Consider the following 15,043-nt stretch of genomic DNA (forward strand, 5'->3'; position numbering starts at 1 on the left):
CACCGCGCCGCGCACCCGCGGCAGGGGCATCTGGACCGCGGTGGTCAGCCCCCCGGCGGAGGGGGGCGGCAGGGTCCCGCCCTCGGTGTCCGCCTGTGCCCCGGCCAGCACCGCCCCGAGGATCCCGGCCAGGACGTCGCCGCTGCCGGCCGTGGCGAGCCAGGCCGGACCCGGCCCGGCCGTCCACAACCGGCTCGGGCGCCGGGACCTGGGCGGCGTGTCGCGGGGGGTGGCGATGACGCAGCGGGCCCCCTTGAGCAGGACGGTGGCACCGGTGCGGATCGCCAGGCGGCGGGCGGCGTCCTCCTGGGCGGCCTCGACCTGGGCGCGCTCCGTGGGGCGTCCGAGCCCGCTCAGCAGGTCGGCGGCCTCCCCGGCGTGGGGGGTCAGGACGGTGGTGTGGGTCAGCCGGGTGCCGCCCTCCAGCAGCCCCGGCAAGAGGCTCAGGGCGCCGGCGTCCACGACGGCGGGCAGGACGCCCTGCGGGACGGGGTCGAGCGGGCCCGCCCCGCGCCGTGCCGTGGCCCCGGGGGCGTGCGGGGAGACGACGTCCTCCCCGGCGTCGGGTACGCCTCCGGGCTCGTCTCCCACGGGCACGCCTCCCACCGACTCGTCTCCCACGGGCTCGGCCCCGGGGCCACCGCCCAGGGAGGCGTCGACCGCGTTCACCGGCAGCGGGGTACGCACCAGCTGGCGCAGGACGTCACGCAGCTCCCTCATCCGGGGCTCGTCGGCGGGGTCGGTGCCCGGCCCCACCACCAGCGCCTGGCAGCGCCCGGTGGCGGGGACCACCTCGGGCCGGGCGGCCAGCACCAGGTCCTGCACCCGGCGCGGGGCCATGAGCCGGACCATGCCCGCACCGGTGCGCACGGCGGCGGCACAGGTCAGGACCGCGGCCCCGGGGTAGGTCTCGCTGCCCGCCCAGACACTGAGGACACCGCGGGTGTACTTGTGGTCGTGCGACCCGGGGACACGCAGGTAGGTGAAGCGGCGGGGCGCGGGAAGGGTGTCAGTCACCCGCACATTGTCACCCGCCCACCGTCCGTAGGCGGTCAGGCCGCGCAGGCCGTCGTGCCCCGGGTGCGCCCGGGGCGGCAGGGACGGACGGTGCCGCTGGTGAAGTAGTGGCCAACCTGCATTGCCACCCGCGCGGGCGGCGGGGACACTGGTGACGTGACGCGCGCAATCGGGACCGACGTGGTGGAGGTGGCCCGCCTGCGGGGCTACCTGGCCCGGGTGGGCCGCCTGGGTGAGCGCCTCTTCACCCCCGCCGAGCGACAGGCCTGCGCGGGCAGGACGGAGTCCCTGGCAGCGCGCCTGGCCGCCAAGGAGGCGGTGCTCAAGGCCCTGGGAGCAGCCCTGGAGGCCTGTGGCGCACCGCCGCCGACCGGGTGGCGTTACCGGGACGTCGAGGTGGTCGCCGGCCGGGGCAGCCCACCGCGCCTGCGGCTGCACGGGCCGCTGCAGGAGGCCGCCCGTGACGCGGGGGTCCGCACCTGGCACCTCTCCCTGGCGCACGACGCCGGTATAGCCCTGGCCTTTGTCGTGGCCGAGTAAGCCGAGCAGGCCGAGCAGGTGCCGATGCCGTCGACCCCGCTGGCGTGCCCTCGCCCCCGGGCTCCACCCCGCCCTTAGAGCAGGGACGGCCGGGCCTACTCCACGGTGACGGACTTGGCCAGGTTACGCGGCTGGTCGATGTCCAGGCCCTTGGCCCGCGCCAGGGCGGCGGCGAAGACCTGCAGGGGGACCACGTCCACCAGGGGGCGCATGAGGGTCGGGGTGTCCGGCACCCGGATAATGGTGTCGGCGACGGCCTCCACGGCGTGGTCGCCCTCCTCGGCGATGACAATGGCCCGGGCCCCCCGGGCGCGGACCTCCTGGATGTTGGAGAGCACCTTGCCGTGGAGCTCGGGGCGGCGCGGGGTGGGCACGATAATGAACACCGGCAGCCCGTCCTCCACCAGGGCGATGGGCCCGTGCTTGAGCTCCCCGGCGGCGAAGCCCTCGGCGTGGACGTAGGCGAGCTCCTTGAGCTTGAGCGCCCCCTCCAGGGCCACCGGGAAGCCCACGTGGCGGCCCAGGAACAGGAAGGAGGCCTGGTCGCACAGGGCCGCCCCCAGGGCCTTGACCTCCTCCTCCTGGGTGTCCAGGAGCCGCTGGATCCGCTCGGGCATCCGCCCCAGGTTCTCCAGGTAGTCGGCGACCTCGTCGGGGAACTTGTTGCCGCGCAGCCGGGCCAGGTAGAGCCCCAGCAGGTAGCAGGCGGTGATCTGGGCCAGGAAGGCCTTGGTGGAGGCCACCGCCACCTCGGGCCCGGCGTGGGTGTAGAGCACGGCGTCGGCCTCGCGGGCGATGGTGGAGCCGTAGGTGTTGACGATGGCCAGGACCTTGGAGCCCTGCTCGCGGGCGTGGCGCACGGCCTGGATGGTGTCCATGGTCTCCCCGGACTGGGAGATGGCCACGGTCAGGGTCTTCTCGCTGACCACGGGGTCGCGGTAGCGGAACTCGTGGGCCAGCTCGATCTCGACGGGGATGCGGCACCAGTGCTCGATGGCGTACTTGGCCACGTGCCCGGCGTAGGCGGCGGTCCCGCAGGCCACCACGATGATCTTGTCCACGGATCGCAGCACGGAGGGCTCAATGCGCATCTCGTCGAGCTCCAGCTCGCCTCCCGCGCCCGCCCGCCCGCGCAGGGTGTCGGCCACGGCGGTGGGCTGCTCGTGGATTTCCTTGTCCATAAAGGTCTCGTAGCCGCCCTTGACGGCCGCCGAGGCGTCCCAGGCCACCTCCCAGGTGGTGGGTTCGACGAGGTTGCCGGCCTGGTCCCACACGCGGACCTCGTCGGCGGTCAGCAGCGCGACCTGGTCGTCGTCCACCTCGGCGGCCCGGGAGGTGAAGGCCACGAAGGCGGCGACGTCGGAGCCCAGGAAGTTCTCCCCCTCGCCCAGGCCGATGACCAGGGGGCTGGAGCGGCGGGCGGCCACGATGGTGCCGGGGGCGTCGGGGGTCAGGACCAGGAGGGCGAAGGTGCCCTCCAGGCGGGCGGCGACGGCGCGCACGGACTCCACCAGGAGCATTGCGGCCCGGTGGCCGGTGGCGACGGGGGCCGGGGCATCGGGACCGGCCGCGGAGGGGGCAGGGGCACCGTCCGCGGAGGGGACCGGGCCCAGGAGCCCGGCGGCGGCCAGGCGGGCGGTGTAGTCCAGGTCCAGGAGGTGGGCGACGACCTCGGTGTCGGTGTCGGACAGCAGCACCCGGCCCGCGGCCTCGACCTCGGTGCGCAGGGTGCGGAAGTTCTCGATAATGCCGTTGTGGACCACTGCCAGCCGCCCGGCGCGGTGGGGGTGGGCGTTGACGGCGGTAGGGCCGCCGTGGGTGGCCCAGCGGGTGTGCCCGATGCCGGCCGTGGCGGGGGCGGGCGGGTCGGCGTCCAGGGCGGCGCGCAGGCCCGCGAGCTTGCCGGCGACCTTGACCAGGGTGACCCCCTCGACCGGGTCGGTACCGGTGAGCAGCGCGACCCCGGCCGAGTCGTAGCCGCGGTACTCCAGGCGCCCCAGTCCGTCCATGAGGACGGTCAGGCTCCGGTTCGAGGGATCCAGGGGACCCACGTGTCCAACAATTCCACACATGGTCCCGATGGAAGCACGCCGCCAGGGCCCGCACAACCGGTCGCACCGGTGGTTCGTGTGATTCCCGTCGGCACCCTGACACCTGGTGCGAGATCGACCTGACAATGCGTCACACTTGACCAGTGAGCATCCCGTCCCCGGTCCCGGCATCGCCCACCTCCCTGGTGCCCGACGCCGACGCCCGCCCGGCCGCGCCCGGCCAGATCGGCACCCTGGGTGCGCCCGGCGTCGGCAGCGCCTCACCCGGCCAGCCCGGTACCGCGCCCGAGGTCAGCGCCTCACCCTACCTGGAGCTGGGGCGTGAGCAGTGGTCCGCCCTGGCCTCCACCACGCCCCTGCCCCTGACGCAGGCGGACGTGGAGAAGCTGCGCGGCCTGGGCGACCCCATTGACCTGGCGGAGGTGGACGCCGTCTACCGGCCCCTGTCCGCGCTGCTGGAGAACTACATCTCCGCCACCCGCGAGCGCGCCCGGCGCACCGCCGACTTCCTGGGGGTCAGCGAACCCGCCACCCCCTTCGTGGTGGCGGTGGCGGGCAGCGTGGCGGTGGGCAAGTCCACCACCGCCCGCCTCCTGGCCCACCTGCTGGCGCGCTTCCCGACCACGCCGCGGGTGGACCTGGTGACCACCGACGGCTTCCTGCTGCCCAACGCGGTCCTGGAGCGGCGGGGCCTGACGGGGCGCAAGGGCTTCCCCGAGTCCTACGACCGGCGGGCGCTGCTGGAGTTCGTGGCGGCGGTGAAGTCGGGGGCGCCCCGGGTGGAGGCGCCGGTGTACTCCCACACCACCTACGACGTGGTCCCCGGGGCGCGTACGGTGGTGGAGCGCCCTGACGTGCTGGTCCTGGAGGGGCTCAACGTCCTCCAGCCGGCCCCGCGCCTGCGCCCCTCCGGGCCGTGGGGTCCCGCGCCCAGCAGCCTGGCGGTGTCGGACTTCATTGACTTCTCCATCTACGTGGACGCCCGCAGCCGGGACATTGAGCGCTGGTACCTGGAGCGGTTCCTGACCCTGAAGCACACGGCCTTCACCCGCCCCGACTCCTACTTCCGGCGCTTCGCCCAGATCCCCGACGACATCGCGGTGGACGCCGCCCGGGGGATCTGGGAGAGCGTCAACCTGGCCAACCTGCGGGAGAACATCGCCCCGACGCGGGAGCGCGCCACCCTGGTCCTGGTCAAGGACAGCACGCACCACATGAGCCGGGTCCTGCTGCGCAAGGCGTGAGGCGCCCCCGCCCAGGCCCACCATCGCGAGAACGGTACTTATTCGCCGCGAGAACGGTACTTATTGCTCGTGAGAACGGTACTTGTTTGCCGTGAGAACGGAGGACGTCCACGCCTCTGCAAGAACTCGTGCAACCCGTGGGAGAGCACCGCCCGACGCGGGGGCACTCCACGCTGCCCTGCCCGCGGCCCAGGCACCGCCGCGACGCGGGAGTGCACCACTCCGGTCCGGGTCAAGGACAGCACGCACCAGCCCTGCTGCGCAAGGCATGAGGTAGAGCGACGGCGCCCCAGAGGCTCGCCCCCGAGGCGGAGCTCCGGGTCCTTACCCCGGATCCTCACCCCGGGAGCGAGTCACCACGCAGCCGCACGTCCTGGACGCGGCTGTACCGGCACCTGGGCGCTCACGACCCTGACCGACGGCTCCGGGGCCTCTTCAGGATCTTGCTGTTCAGCAACCTGTCTCCCAGCCGCCAGCAGTACCACGCGACCGGCCCGACCCCCACCAGAATGATAATGACAGCGGTCCAGACGACCTTCCCGGCAGTTGGCATAGTGTTGTTCTGGCGCCACACCTGGACCAGCGCGACCACGGTCAGCACCAGGACAATGACCAGCACAATGACGTGCTGGGGGCTGTACACGATCGTCGTGGGTTCCTGCATCATCTTGTCCTTACCCAACAACACGTTATGACAATATTAATGGTAGCACTCCACCCTCGTCATCGTCACCCATTGACGGGGGCGGCTGGCGGACCTCAATGCCCTCGTTTTTCTAACGACTTTGTCACGACACCCCCGAAAAGCCTCTGACCTGCAGCTTCCCGGAGGCGAATAACGTTACACAACGTCAGCAAAACCTGGTTCGGGCCTCTTGCCTCAAGAACAGGCAGGTCAGGACAATCTCGCTATAAACGAACACGTTTATTGCCTGGTCTGGGACCGGGTTCAGCGCCGCCGTCCTGACAGCCCCACCGGTTTACTTCTTAGACTCTTCAAATTGATAGGGCCCAATTGGCATCCTCTACCCGCTCACAGAACGCGGGTGGGGACCCTGACCACCTGCCGGGGCGGGAGGCGCCGGAGGGCATTGCAGCCGGAGACCGAGATACCGACGCCGTCGTCGGCGAACCGGTACTCCGTGGTCACACCGCCCCACTCCCTGCGGTCCACGGGCCTGTGGGCCATCCAGAGCAGCCAGTCGCGGGCGCGGGCGACCTGCTCCTCAAGGGACCCCTGGAACCTCTGACTAGGGCAGCACCTGTCATCAGGCTGCAGGTACATGCACTGGCAGTGCATGGAGCCCACGACGGTCTGTTCCCCGTCGTAGAAGGCGCCCACGGTGAGCAGCACGTAACGGTCCGCCACCAGGTCGTACCAGGCCATGCAGCGCCCCTGGGGCTCGGCCTCCTCCATACCCTGGTACCAGTCGGGCGCCAGCAGCATGGGGCGCAGCTCCTCAGGCATAGTACGGCGCATGAGCGCGACCCACCTGGCCTCGGCGGCCGTCAGCTCCGGGGCCGGGGTATCCGAGACCGGGGCCTCCGGGGCCTGGTCCGCCGCGGTCTGCCCGTCCGGGGCCATAGCACCCGGGGCCTCCGCGGTCTGCCCGTCCGGGGCCAGGGCACCCCGGGCCTCCAGGGCCGGGGTATCCGGAACCGCAGCATCTGGGGCCGGGACGCCAGCCATATCCTCTTTTGAGGGCTCCTTGGTGCTCACAGTCCCAGCCTAGACGGGGAACGTCCTTACCGGCAGGCCCGCCGGGACCGCGCCCGGTCCAACGCCCCACCCGGCGCCGGGCACCGTGGCTGGAGCACCAGCCCAAAAGTCCCGACCACCCGGCAGCGCCCATGCGTGAAAGCTGCTTGAAGGTGCTGTGAAACCGCGCGGGTCTACCGTGACGCACATGAAGTCATCAGCACCTTCACGGCCCTCCGAGTCCTCCGCGCAGCCACCCGCGATTGAGACCAGGGGCCTGACCCGCACCTTCGGCAGCTTCACCGCCGTCGACTCCCTGGACCTGACGGTCCGCACCGGCATCGTCTACGGCCTGCTGGGCCCCAACGGCGCCGGCAAGTCCACCACGCTGCGTATGATCACCACCCTGCTGGCGCCCACCCGCGGCACCGCCCGGGTCCTGGGGCACGACGTCGTGGCCGAGCGCCACGCCGTACGCAGCCTCATCGGGGTGACGGGCCAGTACGCGAGCGTCGACGAGATGCTCACCGGGGTCGAGAACCTCCGCCTCTTCGGCCGGCTGCTGGGCCTGAGCCGGCGCCAGGCCCGCGAGCGGGCCGACGAGCTCCTGGCCTCCTTCAGCCTGACGCAGGCCGGCGGGAAGCGGGTGAGCGGCTACTCCGGTGGCATGCGGCGTCGGCTGGACCTGGCCGTCTCGCTCATCGCCACGCCCCCGCTGGTCTTCCTCGACGAGCCCACCACCGGGCTGGACCCGCGCACCCGCGAGCAGATGTGGGACGTCATCCGCTCCCTGGTGGACGGCGGCTCCACGATCCTGCTGACTACGCAGTACCTGGAGGAGGCCGACCGCCTGGCCCACCAGATCGGCATTATCGACCACGGCCGCCTGGTGGCCGAGGGGACCCCCGACGAGCTCAAGGACCGGGTGGGCTCCAGCGCCCTCATCCTGACCCCGGCCACGCCCGGCGACCAGGCAGCCACCGCCACGATCATCGAGCGGGTGACCGGTCACGCGCCCGCCGTCGTCGACCAGGGCACCCACCTCCAGGCGCCCCTGAGCGAGGCGTCCGTAGCCACCGAGGTGCTCGTGGCCCTGCGCGACGCCGGTCTGCCACCCAGGACGGTCTCGGTGGACCGCCCCAGCATGGACGCGGTCTTTATGGCCCTGACCGGTAAGCCTCAGGGTCACTCCGGGCGAGAGGACCCGGCCCGTGCGACAGCCCGCAAGGCGACGTCGGCGCCTGGCCCGGATGCAGCCGCAACCGCCCCGGCCAGCTCAATCAGCCCAGTCGCCTCCCACCGCCCCTCCGCCCGCCCCTCACAGAACCAGGAGCAGTCATGACCTCCACCGCCTCCAGCAGCACGACCGCAGCCGCAACCGTCTTCTCCCCCACCGCCTCCCGCTTCAGCGAGGCGCGCCTGATTCCGGACACCGTCTCCATGGCCTGGCGCTCGCTCATTACGATGGTGCGCAACCCGGGCGAGTTCTACGACATCCTCATCCAGCCCGTGCTCTTCACCGTCATGTTCGGTCAGCTCTTCGGCGGCGCCATCGCCGGGGACGTCAAGGCCTACCTGCCCACGATCGTCTCCGGCCTGGTGATCATCAACGCGCTCACCACCAGCCAGAGCGTGGGCGTGGACCTGCGCGAGGACATGGACAAGGGGGTCTTCGACCGCTTCCGCACCATGCCCATGTCGCGCATCGCCCCGGTTCTGGGCCCCATGGTGGCCGACGTGCTGCGCTACCTCATCTGCACCTCGCTGACGATCGCCACCGGCGCGGTCATGGGCTACCGCCCGGTCAACGGCTGGTCGGGAGCCGCCGGCGCCGTCGTCCTGGCCGGCGGCTGCGCCTGGGCCATCGCCTGGGGGTTCCTGTTCCTGGGGACGCTCTTCTCCTCATCCCAGGCGGTCACCTCCTTCGCGGTGATCGTCCTGTTCCCCCTGACCTTCCTGTCCAACGCCATGGTGCCCACCTCGACGCTGCCGGGCTGGCTCAAGGCCTTCACCCGCAACAACCCGGTCTCGCACATTGTGGGCGGCTGCCGCTACCTGCTGGACGGGACGGGCTCGGCGGCCGACGTGCGCTCGGCCATTATCGGCTCATTCCTGGTCCTGGCCGTCATGGCCCCGTGGACAATCGCCCGCTACCAGCGGCGCAACGCCTAATACCGCCCCATCCCCCGTGAGAACGGTACTTATTCGTCGCGAGAACGGTACTTATTCGTCGCGAGAACGGTACTTATTCGTCGCGAGAACGGTACTTGTTCGTCGTGAGAACGGGCGGCGGCCAGGCACCCGGACCCGGCCTCGACACAGCGGCGGGGCGTCCGGAGCCTGCCCGGCGGCCAGTGCGCCCAGGCGACGGGCGGCCCCGCGCGGGTCATCCTGCTCCAGGCGGCGCAGGGCCGAAGTCTCGGCGCAGCGGCCCCCGCGCGGGGTATCCACGAGCTACTGTTCTTCAAGCAGTACCGAGCAGTACCGCAAGAGGCCCCACCGCGCGGGGCATCTGCAATCCTGCCCCGCTCACCCGGCCTCGTCCGCCAGACGGCGGGCGAGGCCGGCCGCGTGGGCGAGCAGCCGGGCGTGGTCCAGGTGCCGAACCCGCTCCTCGGCCACGGCCATTGCCCGGTCGTCCAGCACGTGGGCGCGGGTGCGCAGGTAGTCGTGGGAGAGCAGGCGGCAGGTCTGATTGGTGCCCACGGCCAGGGCGGTAGCCACCAGCTCGGCACCAGCAGCCCTACGATCCGCATCCCGACCCGTCGGGCCCACCGGACCCGTGCCCCTCATGGGCGCCTTCGGTGCCGCCACGGGACCCCCGTCCCGGCCCACCGGACCCGCGTCCTGACCCGCCTCCCGGCCTGTCTCCTGGCCAGCACCCCGAGCCTCCTCCCGGCCTGCACCCCGGGCCTCCTCCTGCCCGACGGCGGCCATGACCGACAGCCCCACGGCCGCCGCGAAGGCCATGACGGCAGGCACGTCGCGCTGCCGGGGGGCGGGGTCGGCCAGCATGTCGCGCAGAAGGGGCACGGCCCGGGCGCGGACGCCCCCGGCGTCCAGCTCGGCCGCCTCGGCCGCCTCGAGCTCGACGTCGGTGACCAGGCACATGCCCAGGATGTAGAGCTCCCACGGAGACCCCGCGCCCATGACGGTGCGCCACCTGCCGGCGTAGCCCAGGCTCGCGCGCTGGATGAGGGCGGCCTCGCGGGTGCGCCCTCGAACCAGCTCCAGCTCGCCGCTGACGGAGCGGGCCACAAAGCGCAGTGTTCCGGGCAGCGTGCTGAAGTCCGTCGCAGCCAGGAGGCCGGTGACCAGATCCTCCTCAGGGGTGAGGTAGACCTGGCAGTAGGCCCTGTCCAGCTGCAGCGCCTCCCGGTAGGAGGCTCCCCAGGCTGGCAGCAGGCGGTCCACCAGCTCCAGCGCCCGGGCGCACTCGTCGGCCACCTGCTCGTAGCGTCCCAGTGTCATGAGCACCTGGAGCCGGCTGGTGCTCAGCTCGAGCAGGTAGATCCCCGCCAGGTCCGCTCCCCGCAGCCGGTCCAGCAGGTTCTCGACGACCTCCAAAGCGGCCTCGGGTGCGCCCTCGTTCTCCAGCTGTGCGGCCAGGCAGCGTCCCGCGATGCAGGCCACCCACGGGTCGGCGTCGTGGACCAGCTCCGGCCACTGGCGGGCCGGGGCGCGCAGGAAGCGCCGGATGCGCGCCATGGACGGATCCTCGCCGTCGAGGGAGCGGGGCAGGCCCTCGCCGACCTGCTCGGGCAGGGGGCCGAGCAGCCCTGAGAGGCTGGCGCACAGGGCCAGGAGGCTGAGCCGGGCCTCGTTGCCGCGGGTGCTCCGGGCCGGCCGCACGGCCAGTGCGACCAGGCGCGGCGCGTAGTCGGCCGCGCGGTCGTAGCTCCAGGTGACGCTCCACAGCCTCATGAGGGCGGCCCCAATGGTGCAGGCGGCGTCCGAGCCGCCGTCCTGGCCGGGTCCGCCGGCCGTCACCTGCTGCAGCACGCGGTCGAGCTCCTGGACCACGACCGCCTCGTCGTCGACCAGCTGCTGGAAGACGCGGTTCTGCCGCTCGGCCTGCGGGCTGCCGACGTCGCCGAAGCTGTGCCGGCCCAGGGGCAGGCGGACCTCGGAGCACACCTCGAGCACCCAGTTACGCAGGCGCTCCCGGGCGGCCTCCTCCCCGCCGGAGCCGGCCAGCCGGGCCAGGGCGAAGTCCCTGACGGTGACGAGCATGTGGAAGCGGGGGACGCCGCCGCGGTCGCGCACGTTGAGCAGGCAGTGGCCCGCCAGGGCGTCGAGGACGTCGGCGGCCTCGGGGCCGATGAGGGCCTCGGCGGCGGTGAGGGTGAAGCCGTCGGGCAGCAGCGCCAGGCTCGCCAGGCCGCGGCGCTCGGAGTCGTCGAGCAGGTCCCAGGACCAGGCGATAACGGCTCTCAGGGTGCGCTGGCGGGCCGGGGCGTCGCGCGCGCCCGTCAGCAGGTCGGGCCGGGCGGGCAGCCGGGCGGCGATCTGGCCCACGGACAGGGTGCGGGTCCGGGCGGCCGCCAGTTCAATGGCCAGGGGGATGCCCTCCAGGCGGCCCAGGAGCTCCTCGAGGTCCGCCCCGTCAATCACCTGGCCGGGCCGGGCGGCCAGGGCGCGGGCCCGGAAGAGGCTGTCACTGGAGGCGGGATCCAGGGGCTCCAGGCGGTAGACGTGCTCGGCGCCCAGGTCCAGCTGGCGGCGTGAGGTGGCCAGCACCCGCAGGTCCGCGCAGGTGGCCAGGAGGGGACCAATGAGGTCGGCCACGTCCCCCGCCAGGTGCTCGCAGTTGTCCAGGACGAGGAGCGTGCCGGGCGCGGCCAGGACGGCACCCAGGGAGGCGCGCGCCTCGGCGTCGGCCACCGGCGGGCTCCCCAGGGCGTCGAGCAGGACCCGCACCAGGTCGGCCCCGGGGGCGACGTCGGCCAGGGCGGCGACGTACACGGCGGGACGCCGGCTGCGGGCCGCCACCGCCTGGGCCAGTGTGGTCTTGCCCACACCGCCCGGCCCGGTGACGGTGACCAGCCGATGGGTGCCCAGGGCCTTGCCGACGGCCGCCACGTCGTCCTGGCGCCCCAGGAAGTGCTCGGGGACCGGCTCCAGGCCCCGGCGCACGGGGTTCTCCGCGGCCAGCGCCACCTCGTGCGCGGCGCGCGCCACCGGGCCCGGCACCGCCCCCTGCTCACGCAGGCGCAGGCGGTAGTCCTCGTAGGTCCTCAGGGCCACCGCGGGCGAGCGTGCCCAGGCCTGGGCACGTACGAGGGCGGCCAGGACGGTCTCGTCGTCAGGCTCACGCTCCGCCGCGGCCCGTAGCAGGGGCACGGCCTGCTCGTACTCACCGACGGCCTCCAGGGCGAGGGCCCGCTGCCGCCCAGCGGCCTCGGCGTGTGCGGCGGCACGCTCTCGGAGCCGGGCCAGGGGGCCGGGACGCCGGGCCCCACCACCCGCCGGCCCTGTCCCCGCCGGCCCTGTCCCCGCCGACACGTCCGCGTCCGTCCCGGGCAGGTCGTCGGTCAGCTCCAGGACCTGGTCCCACTGGCCGGTGGCGGCGCAGGCACGGGCCCGGGCCGCCCGGGCCGCTAGGTCCCGGGCGTCGACGTCCGACGTCGCCAGCGCCAGCCGGTAGCCGTCACCGACGCGCTCGACCACGTCCTCCCCCACGGCCGCACGCGCCCGGGAGACGACGACGTGCAGGGCCCGCAGCGGGTGCGCCGGGGGATCCGCGGGCCACAGGGCCCCGACGATCGCGTCGTCGCCCATCCGGGCGCCCTCGCAGCCGGCCAGGGCGGCGAGGAGGTCCAGCGTCCGGCCGCTGAGCGCCCGGCCGCGCCACGTCGCCCCGTCACTCAGCAGGGACAGGGGGTAGGAGGGCGTCACGGGAGCATTCTGCCCCCTCCGACCCCACCCGGCCCACCCGACCCCTGTGCGCCCGGGGCACGGATGCGCTGGTTTTGCATTCGCCTCAGGTAGGCGACCCGACCCCGGTGCGCCCGGGGCGCGGACCTCACAGGGCGAGGTTGGACCTGACGACGTCGGCCAGTCCCTGGGCCACAGTGTCGGCCTCGTCCTGGGTGGCGGCCTCGACCATAACGCGCACCAGGGGCTCGGTGCCGCTGGAGCGCAGGAGGACCCGGCCGGACTCCCCCAGGTGGTGCTCGGCCTCGGCAACGGCCTGCTGGACGGCGTCGTTGGTGGTGACGGCGGTCTTGTCCACGCCGCGGACGTTAATGAGCGTCTGGGGCAGGCGGGTGACGATGCTGGCCAGGTCGGCCAGGGACCTGCCTGAGCGCTTCATGCGGGCGGCCACGCGCATGGAGGTGAGGATGCCGTCACCGGTGGTGGCGTGGATGGTGTCGATGACGTGGCCGGACTGCTCACCACCCAGGGTGTACCCCCCGGAGAGCATCTTCTCCAGCACGTAGCGGTCCCCCACCCCGGTCTGGACGACGCGGATCCCGCGCTCACGCATGGCCAGGAGCAGGCCGAGGTTGCTCATGACGGTCACCACCAGGGTGTCGGAGGCCAGGGTGCCGTCCTCCTTCATGCCCACGGCGAGCAGGCCCATAATCTGGTCGCCGTCCACCAGGTTGCCCTGGGCGTCCACGGCCAGGCAGCGGTCGGCGTCGCCGTCGTAGGCCACACCCATGTCCGCGCCCACGGCGGTGACGTAGTTCTGGAGCTGCTCGGGGTGGGTTGAGCCGCAGTCGGCGTTGATATTGAGGCCGTCTGGGGAGGCGTTCATGGCAATGACCTCGGCGCCCGCGGCGCGCAGGGCGGCCGGCCCGACGACGCTGGCGGCCCCGTTGGCGGCGTCCACCACAATGCGCAGGCCGGAGATGTCGGTCCCCACGGAGTCCACGAGGTGGCTGATGTAGGCCTGGTCGGCCACCGTCTCACCCTTGATGACACGCCCGACGGCGGCGCCGGTGGGGTGGGGCAGCTCGGCGGACAGGGCCGCCTCGATCTGGTCCTCGACGGCGTCCTCCAGCTTGTAGCCGCCCCGGGCGAAGAACTTGATGCCGTTGTCGGGGAAGGGGTTGTGGGAGGCGGAGATGACCACGCCCAGGTCCACGTCCTGGCTGGCGGTGAGGTGGGCGATGGCGGGGGTGGGCAGGACGCCCACGCGGGTGACGTCCATGCCGGCGGCAGCCAGGCCGGCGCTAATGGCGTGGTCCAGGAACTCCCCGGACGCACGGGTGTCACGCCCGACGACGGCGCGGGGACGCAGGTGCCCGGAGTGGCGCGCGTGGGTCGAGTCGGTGGTGGCCAGGACCCGGGCGGCCGCCTGCCCCAGGTGCAGGGCGAGGTCAGGGGTGAGCAGGTCGTTGGCCAGGCCGCGCACACCATCAGTGCCGAAAAGACGTGTCATGGGTAGTCCTCCTTGGTAGGAAACGCCCCCATCCTCCCACGTCACCCCCGTGCGCGCTCCCCTCACACTCCCATGGCCCGCCACCCGCCCACCCGCGAGAACGGTACTTGTTCGCCGTGAGAACGGTACTTATTGCTCGCGAGAACGGTACTTGTTCGCCGTGAGAACGGTACTTGTTCGCCGCGAGAACGGTACTTGTTCGCCGTGAGAACGGTACTTGTTCGCCGCGAGAACGGTACTTATTGCTCGTGAGAACGGGGCCGCACACCCCGCTGCCCCGCCCCACGGGTCTGGGCCGGAGCAGTCAAGCGGGCAGGCAGGCGCTGGGCCAGAACAATCAGGCGGGTGCTGGGGCGGGCGAGCAGGCACAGCCAGACGGGCGGGCAGGTGCCGAAGTAGTCACGTGGGCAGGCGGTAGGTGCCGGGACGGGCAGGCAGGTGCCGGAGCAGTCAGGCGGGCGGGCGCGGGCCTGGGCCGGAGCGCACACAGGCCCCAGCCTCAAGACGACGCTGGCGACCACTCCTGGGAGCGGTCGCCAGCGTGGGCCATCGCGTACCGAGGCACGTCGCACCCGGTAGGCCCGGTCAGCGCTTGGAGTACTGGGGGGCGCGGCGGGCCTTGTGCAGGCCGGCCTTCTTGCGCTCCACGACGCGGGCGTCGCGGCTGAGGAAACCGGCCTTCTTCAGGGCCGGGCGGTTGGCCTCGCGGTCGATCTCGTTCAGGGCGCGGGCAATGCCCAGGCGCAGGGCGCCGGCCTGGCCGGACACGCCACCGCCGTGGATGCGGGCCACGACGTCGAAGCGGCCCTCAAGGTCCAGGATGGTGAAGGGGGCGCGCACGAGCTGCTGGTGCAGCTTGTTGGGGAAGTAGTCCTCCAGGGTGCGGCCGTTGAGGGTCCACTGACCGGTGCCGGGCAGCAGGCGGACGCGCGCGACGGCCTCCTTGCGGCGGCCCAGGCCGGCGCCGGGGGCGGTGACGGACTGACCGCGGCCAGGGGTGGAGTCCTCTGTCTCAGTGGTGTAGCTGGAGGGGGCGTTCTCCTCGTCCAGCGCGTCAATGTCGACGGTGTTATCAGACACTGTTGGTCCTTTGCTTGAGCGT

General features: G+C 72.6%; 10 protein-coding genes and 1 pseudogene. 4 read left to right on the plus strand and 7 right to left on the minus strand.

Annotation, left to right across the window (positions count from 1 at the left end; all coding sequences use genetic code 11):
* Positions 1-102: 102 nt before the first annotated feature.
* Positions 103-972 (minus strand): annotated as a pseudogene (locus C3V41_RS06520) (ADP-dependent NAD(P)H-hydrate dehydratase); the annotation flags it as partial.
* Between the two features lie 201 nt (positions 973-1,173).
* On the opposite strand from C3V41_RS06520, the gene C3V41_RS06525 reads away from it, so the two are divergent.
* The gene (locus C3V41_RS06525; protein WP_106110719.1) at positions 1,174-1,557 is read left to right on the plus strand and encodes a holo-ACP synthase; all 384 of its coding nucleotides are present in this window, start codon (positions 1,174-1,176) and stop codon (positions 1,555-1,557) included.
* Between the two features lie 95 nt (positions 1,558-1,652).
* Here C3V41_RS06525 and glmS read toward each other — a convergent pair whose 3' ends face one another.
* Positions 1,653-3,629: a glutamine--fructose-6-phosphate transaminase (isomerizing) gene (glmS, locus tag C3V41_RS06530; protein ID WP_106109590.1), complete on the minus strand. Its 1,977-nt coding sequence runs from the start codon at positions 3,627-3,629 to the stop codon at positions 1,653-1,655.
* Positions 3,630-3,916: 287 nt separating this feature from the next.
* Here glmS and coaA point away from each other — a divergent pair, with 287 nt between their 5' ends.
* On the plus strand, positions 3,917-4,852 hold the full coding sequence (coaA, locus tag C3V41_RS06535) for a type I pantothenate kinase (RefSeq protein WP_254423727.1): 936 nt from the start codon (positions 3,917-3,919) through the stop codon (positions 4,850-4,852).
* A gap of 403 nt (positions 4,853-5,255) precedes the next feature.
* Here coaA and C3V41_RS06540 read toward each other — a convergent pair whose 3' ends face one another.
* Together C3V41_RS06540 and C3V41_RS06545 are read right to left on the minus strand one after the other, a co-directional pair.
* Entirely contained in the window at positions 5,256-5,519 is a 264-nt protein-coding gene (locus C3V41_RS06540) for a PLDc N-terminal domain-containing protein (RefSeq protein ID WP_106109591.1), read from the minus strand.
* 366 nt (positions 5,520-5,885) lie between these two features.
* Positions 5,886-6,572 carry a hypothetical protein gene (locus tag C3V41_RS06545; RefSeq protein ID WP_129591496.1) on the minus strand — a complete coding sequence of 229 codons (687 nt, stop codon included), beginning with the start codon at positions 6,570-6,572 and terminating at the stop codon, positions 5,886-5,888.
* A 187-nt stretch (positions 6,573-6,759) separates the two neighbouring features.
* On the opposite strand from C3V41_RS06545, the gene C3V41_RS06550 reads away from it, so the two are divergent.
* Together C3V41_RS06550 and C3V41_RS06555 are read left to right on the plus strand one after the other, a co-directional pair.
* Complete coding sequence (locus tag C3V41_RS06550) at positions 6,760-7,893, plus strand: ATP-binding cassette domain-containing protein (protein ID WP_106109593.1); 1,134 nt, start codon at positions 6,760-6,762, stop codon at positions 7,891-7,893.
* Positions 7,890-8,723, plus strand: coding sequence for an ABC transporter permease (locus C3V41_RS06555; RefSeq protein ID WP_106109594.1), 834 nt, complete (start codon positions 7,890-7,892; stop codon positions 8,721-8,723). The genes C3V41_RS06550 and C3V41_RS06555 overlap by 4 nt, the downstream gene beginning before the upstream one ends.
* Before the next feature lie 357 nt (positions 8,724-9,080).
* Here C3V41_RS06555 and C3V41_RS06560 read toward each other — a convergent pair whose 3' ends face one another.
* The 3 genes from C3V41_RS06560 to rpsI form a co-directional block, all read right to left on the minus strand.
* A complete protein-coding gene (locus C3V41_RS06560; protein ID WP_106109595.1) occupies positions 9,081-12,449 on the minus strand; it encodes an ATP-binding protein in 3,369 nt (1,122 codons plus the stop codon).
* Between the two features lie 127 nt (positions 12,450-12,576).
* Entirely contained in the window at positions 12,577-13,941 is a 1,365-nt protein-coding gene (gene glmM / locus C3V41_RS06565; protein ID WP_106109596.1) for a phosphoglucosamine mutase, read from the minus strand.
* A 585-nt stretch (positions 13,942-14,526) separates the two neighbouring features.
* Positions 14,527-15,021 carry a 30S ribosomal protein S9 gene (gene rpsI, locus C3V41_RS06570; protein WP_106109597.1) on the minus strand — a complete coding sequence of 165 codons (495 nt, stop codon included), beginning with the start codon at positions 15,019-15,021 and terminating at the stop codon, positions 14,527-14,529.
* Between the last annotated feature and the right edge of the window lie 22 nt (positions 15,022-15,043).

Source organism: Actinomyces sp. oral taxon 897 (assembly GCF_002999235.1).
In the GTDB taxonomy this organism is placed as follows: Bacteria; Actinomycetota; Actinomycetes; order Actinomycetales; family Actinomycetaceae; genus Actinomyces.

Bases quoted from the DNA above. Each gene is read 5' to 3' on its own strand.
- C3V41_RS06540 (WP_106109591.1), bottom strand. From the start codon at position 5,519: ATGATGCAGGAACCCACGACGATCGTGTACAGCCCCCAGCACGTCATT.
- C3V41_RS06555 (WP_106109594.1), top strand. From the start codon at position 7,890: ATGACCTCCACCGCCTCCAGCAGCACGACCGCAGCCGCAACCGTCTTC.
- C3V41_RS06550 (WP_106109593.1), top strand. From the start codon at position 6,760: ATGAAGTCATCAGCACCTTCACGGCCCTCCGAGTCCTCCGCGCAGCCA.
- glmS (WP_106109590.1), bottom strand. From the start codon at position 3,629: ATGTGTGGAATTGTTGGACACGTGGGTCCCCTGGATCCCTCGAACCGG.
- glmM (WP_106109596.1), bottom strand. From the start codon at position 13,941: ATGACACGTCTTTTCGGCACTGATGGTGTGCGCGGCCTGGCCAACGAC.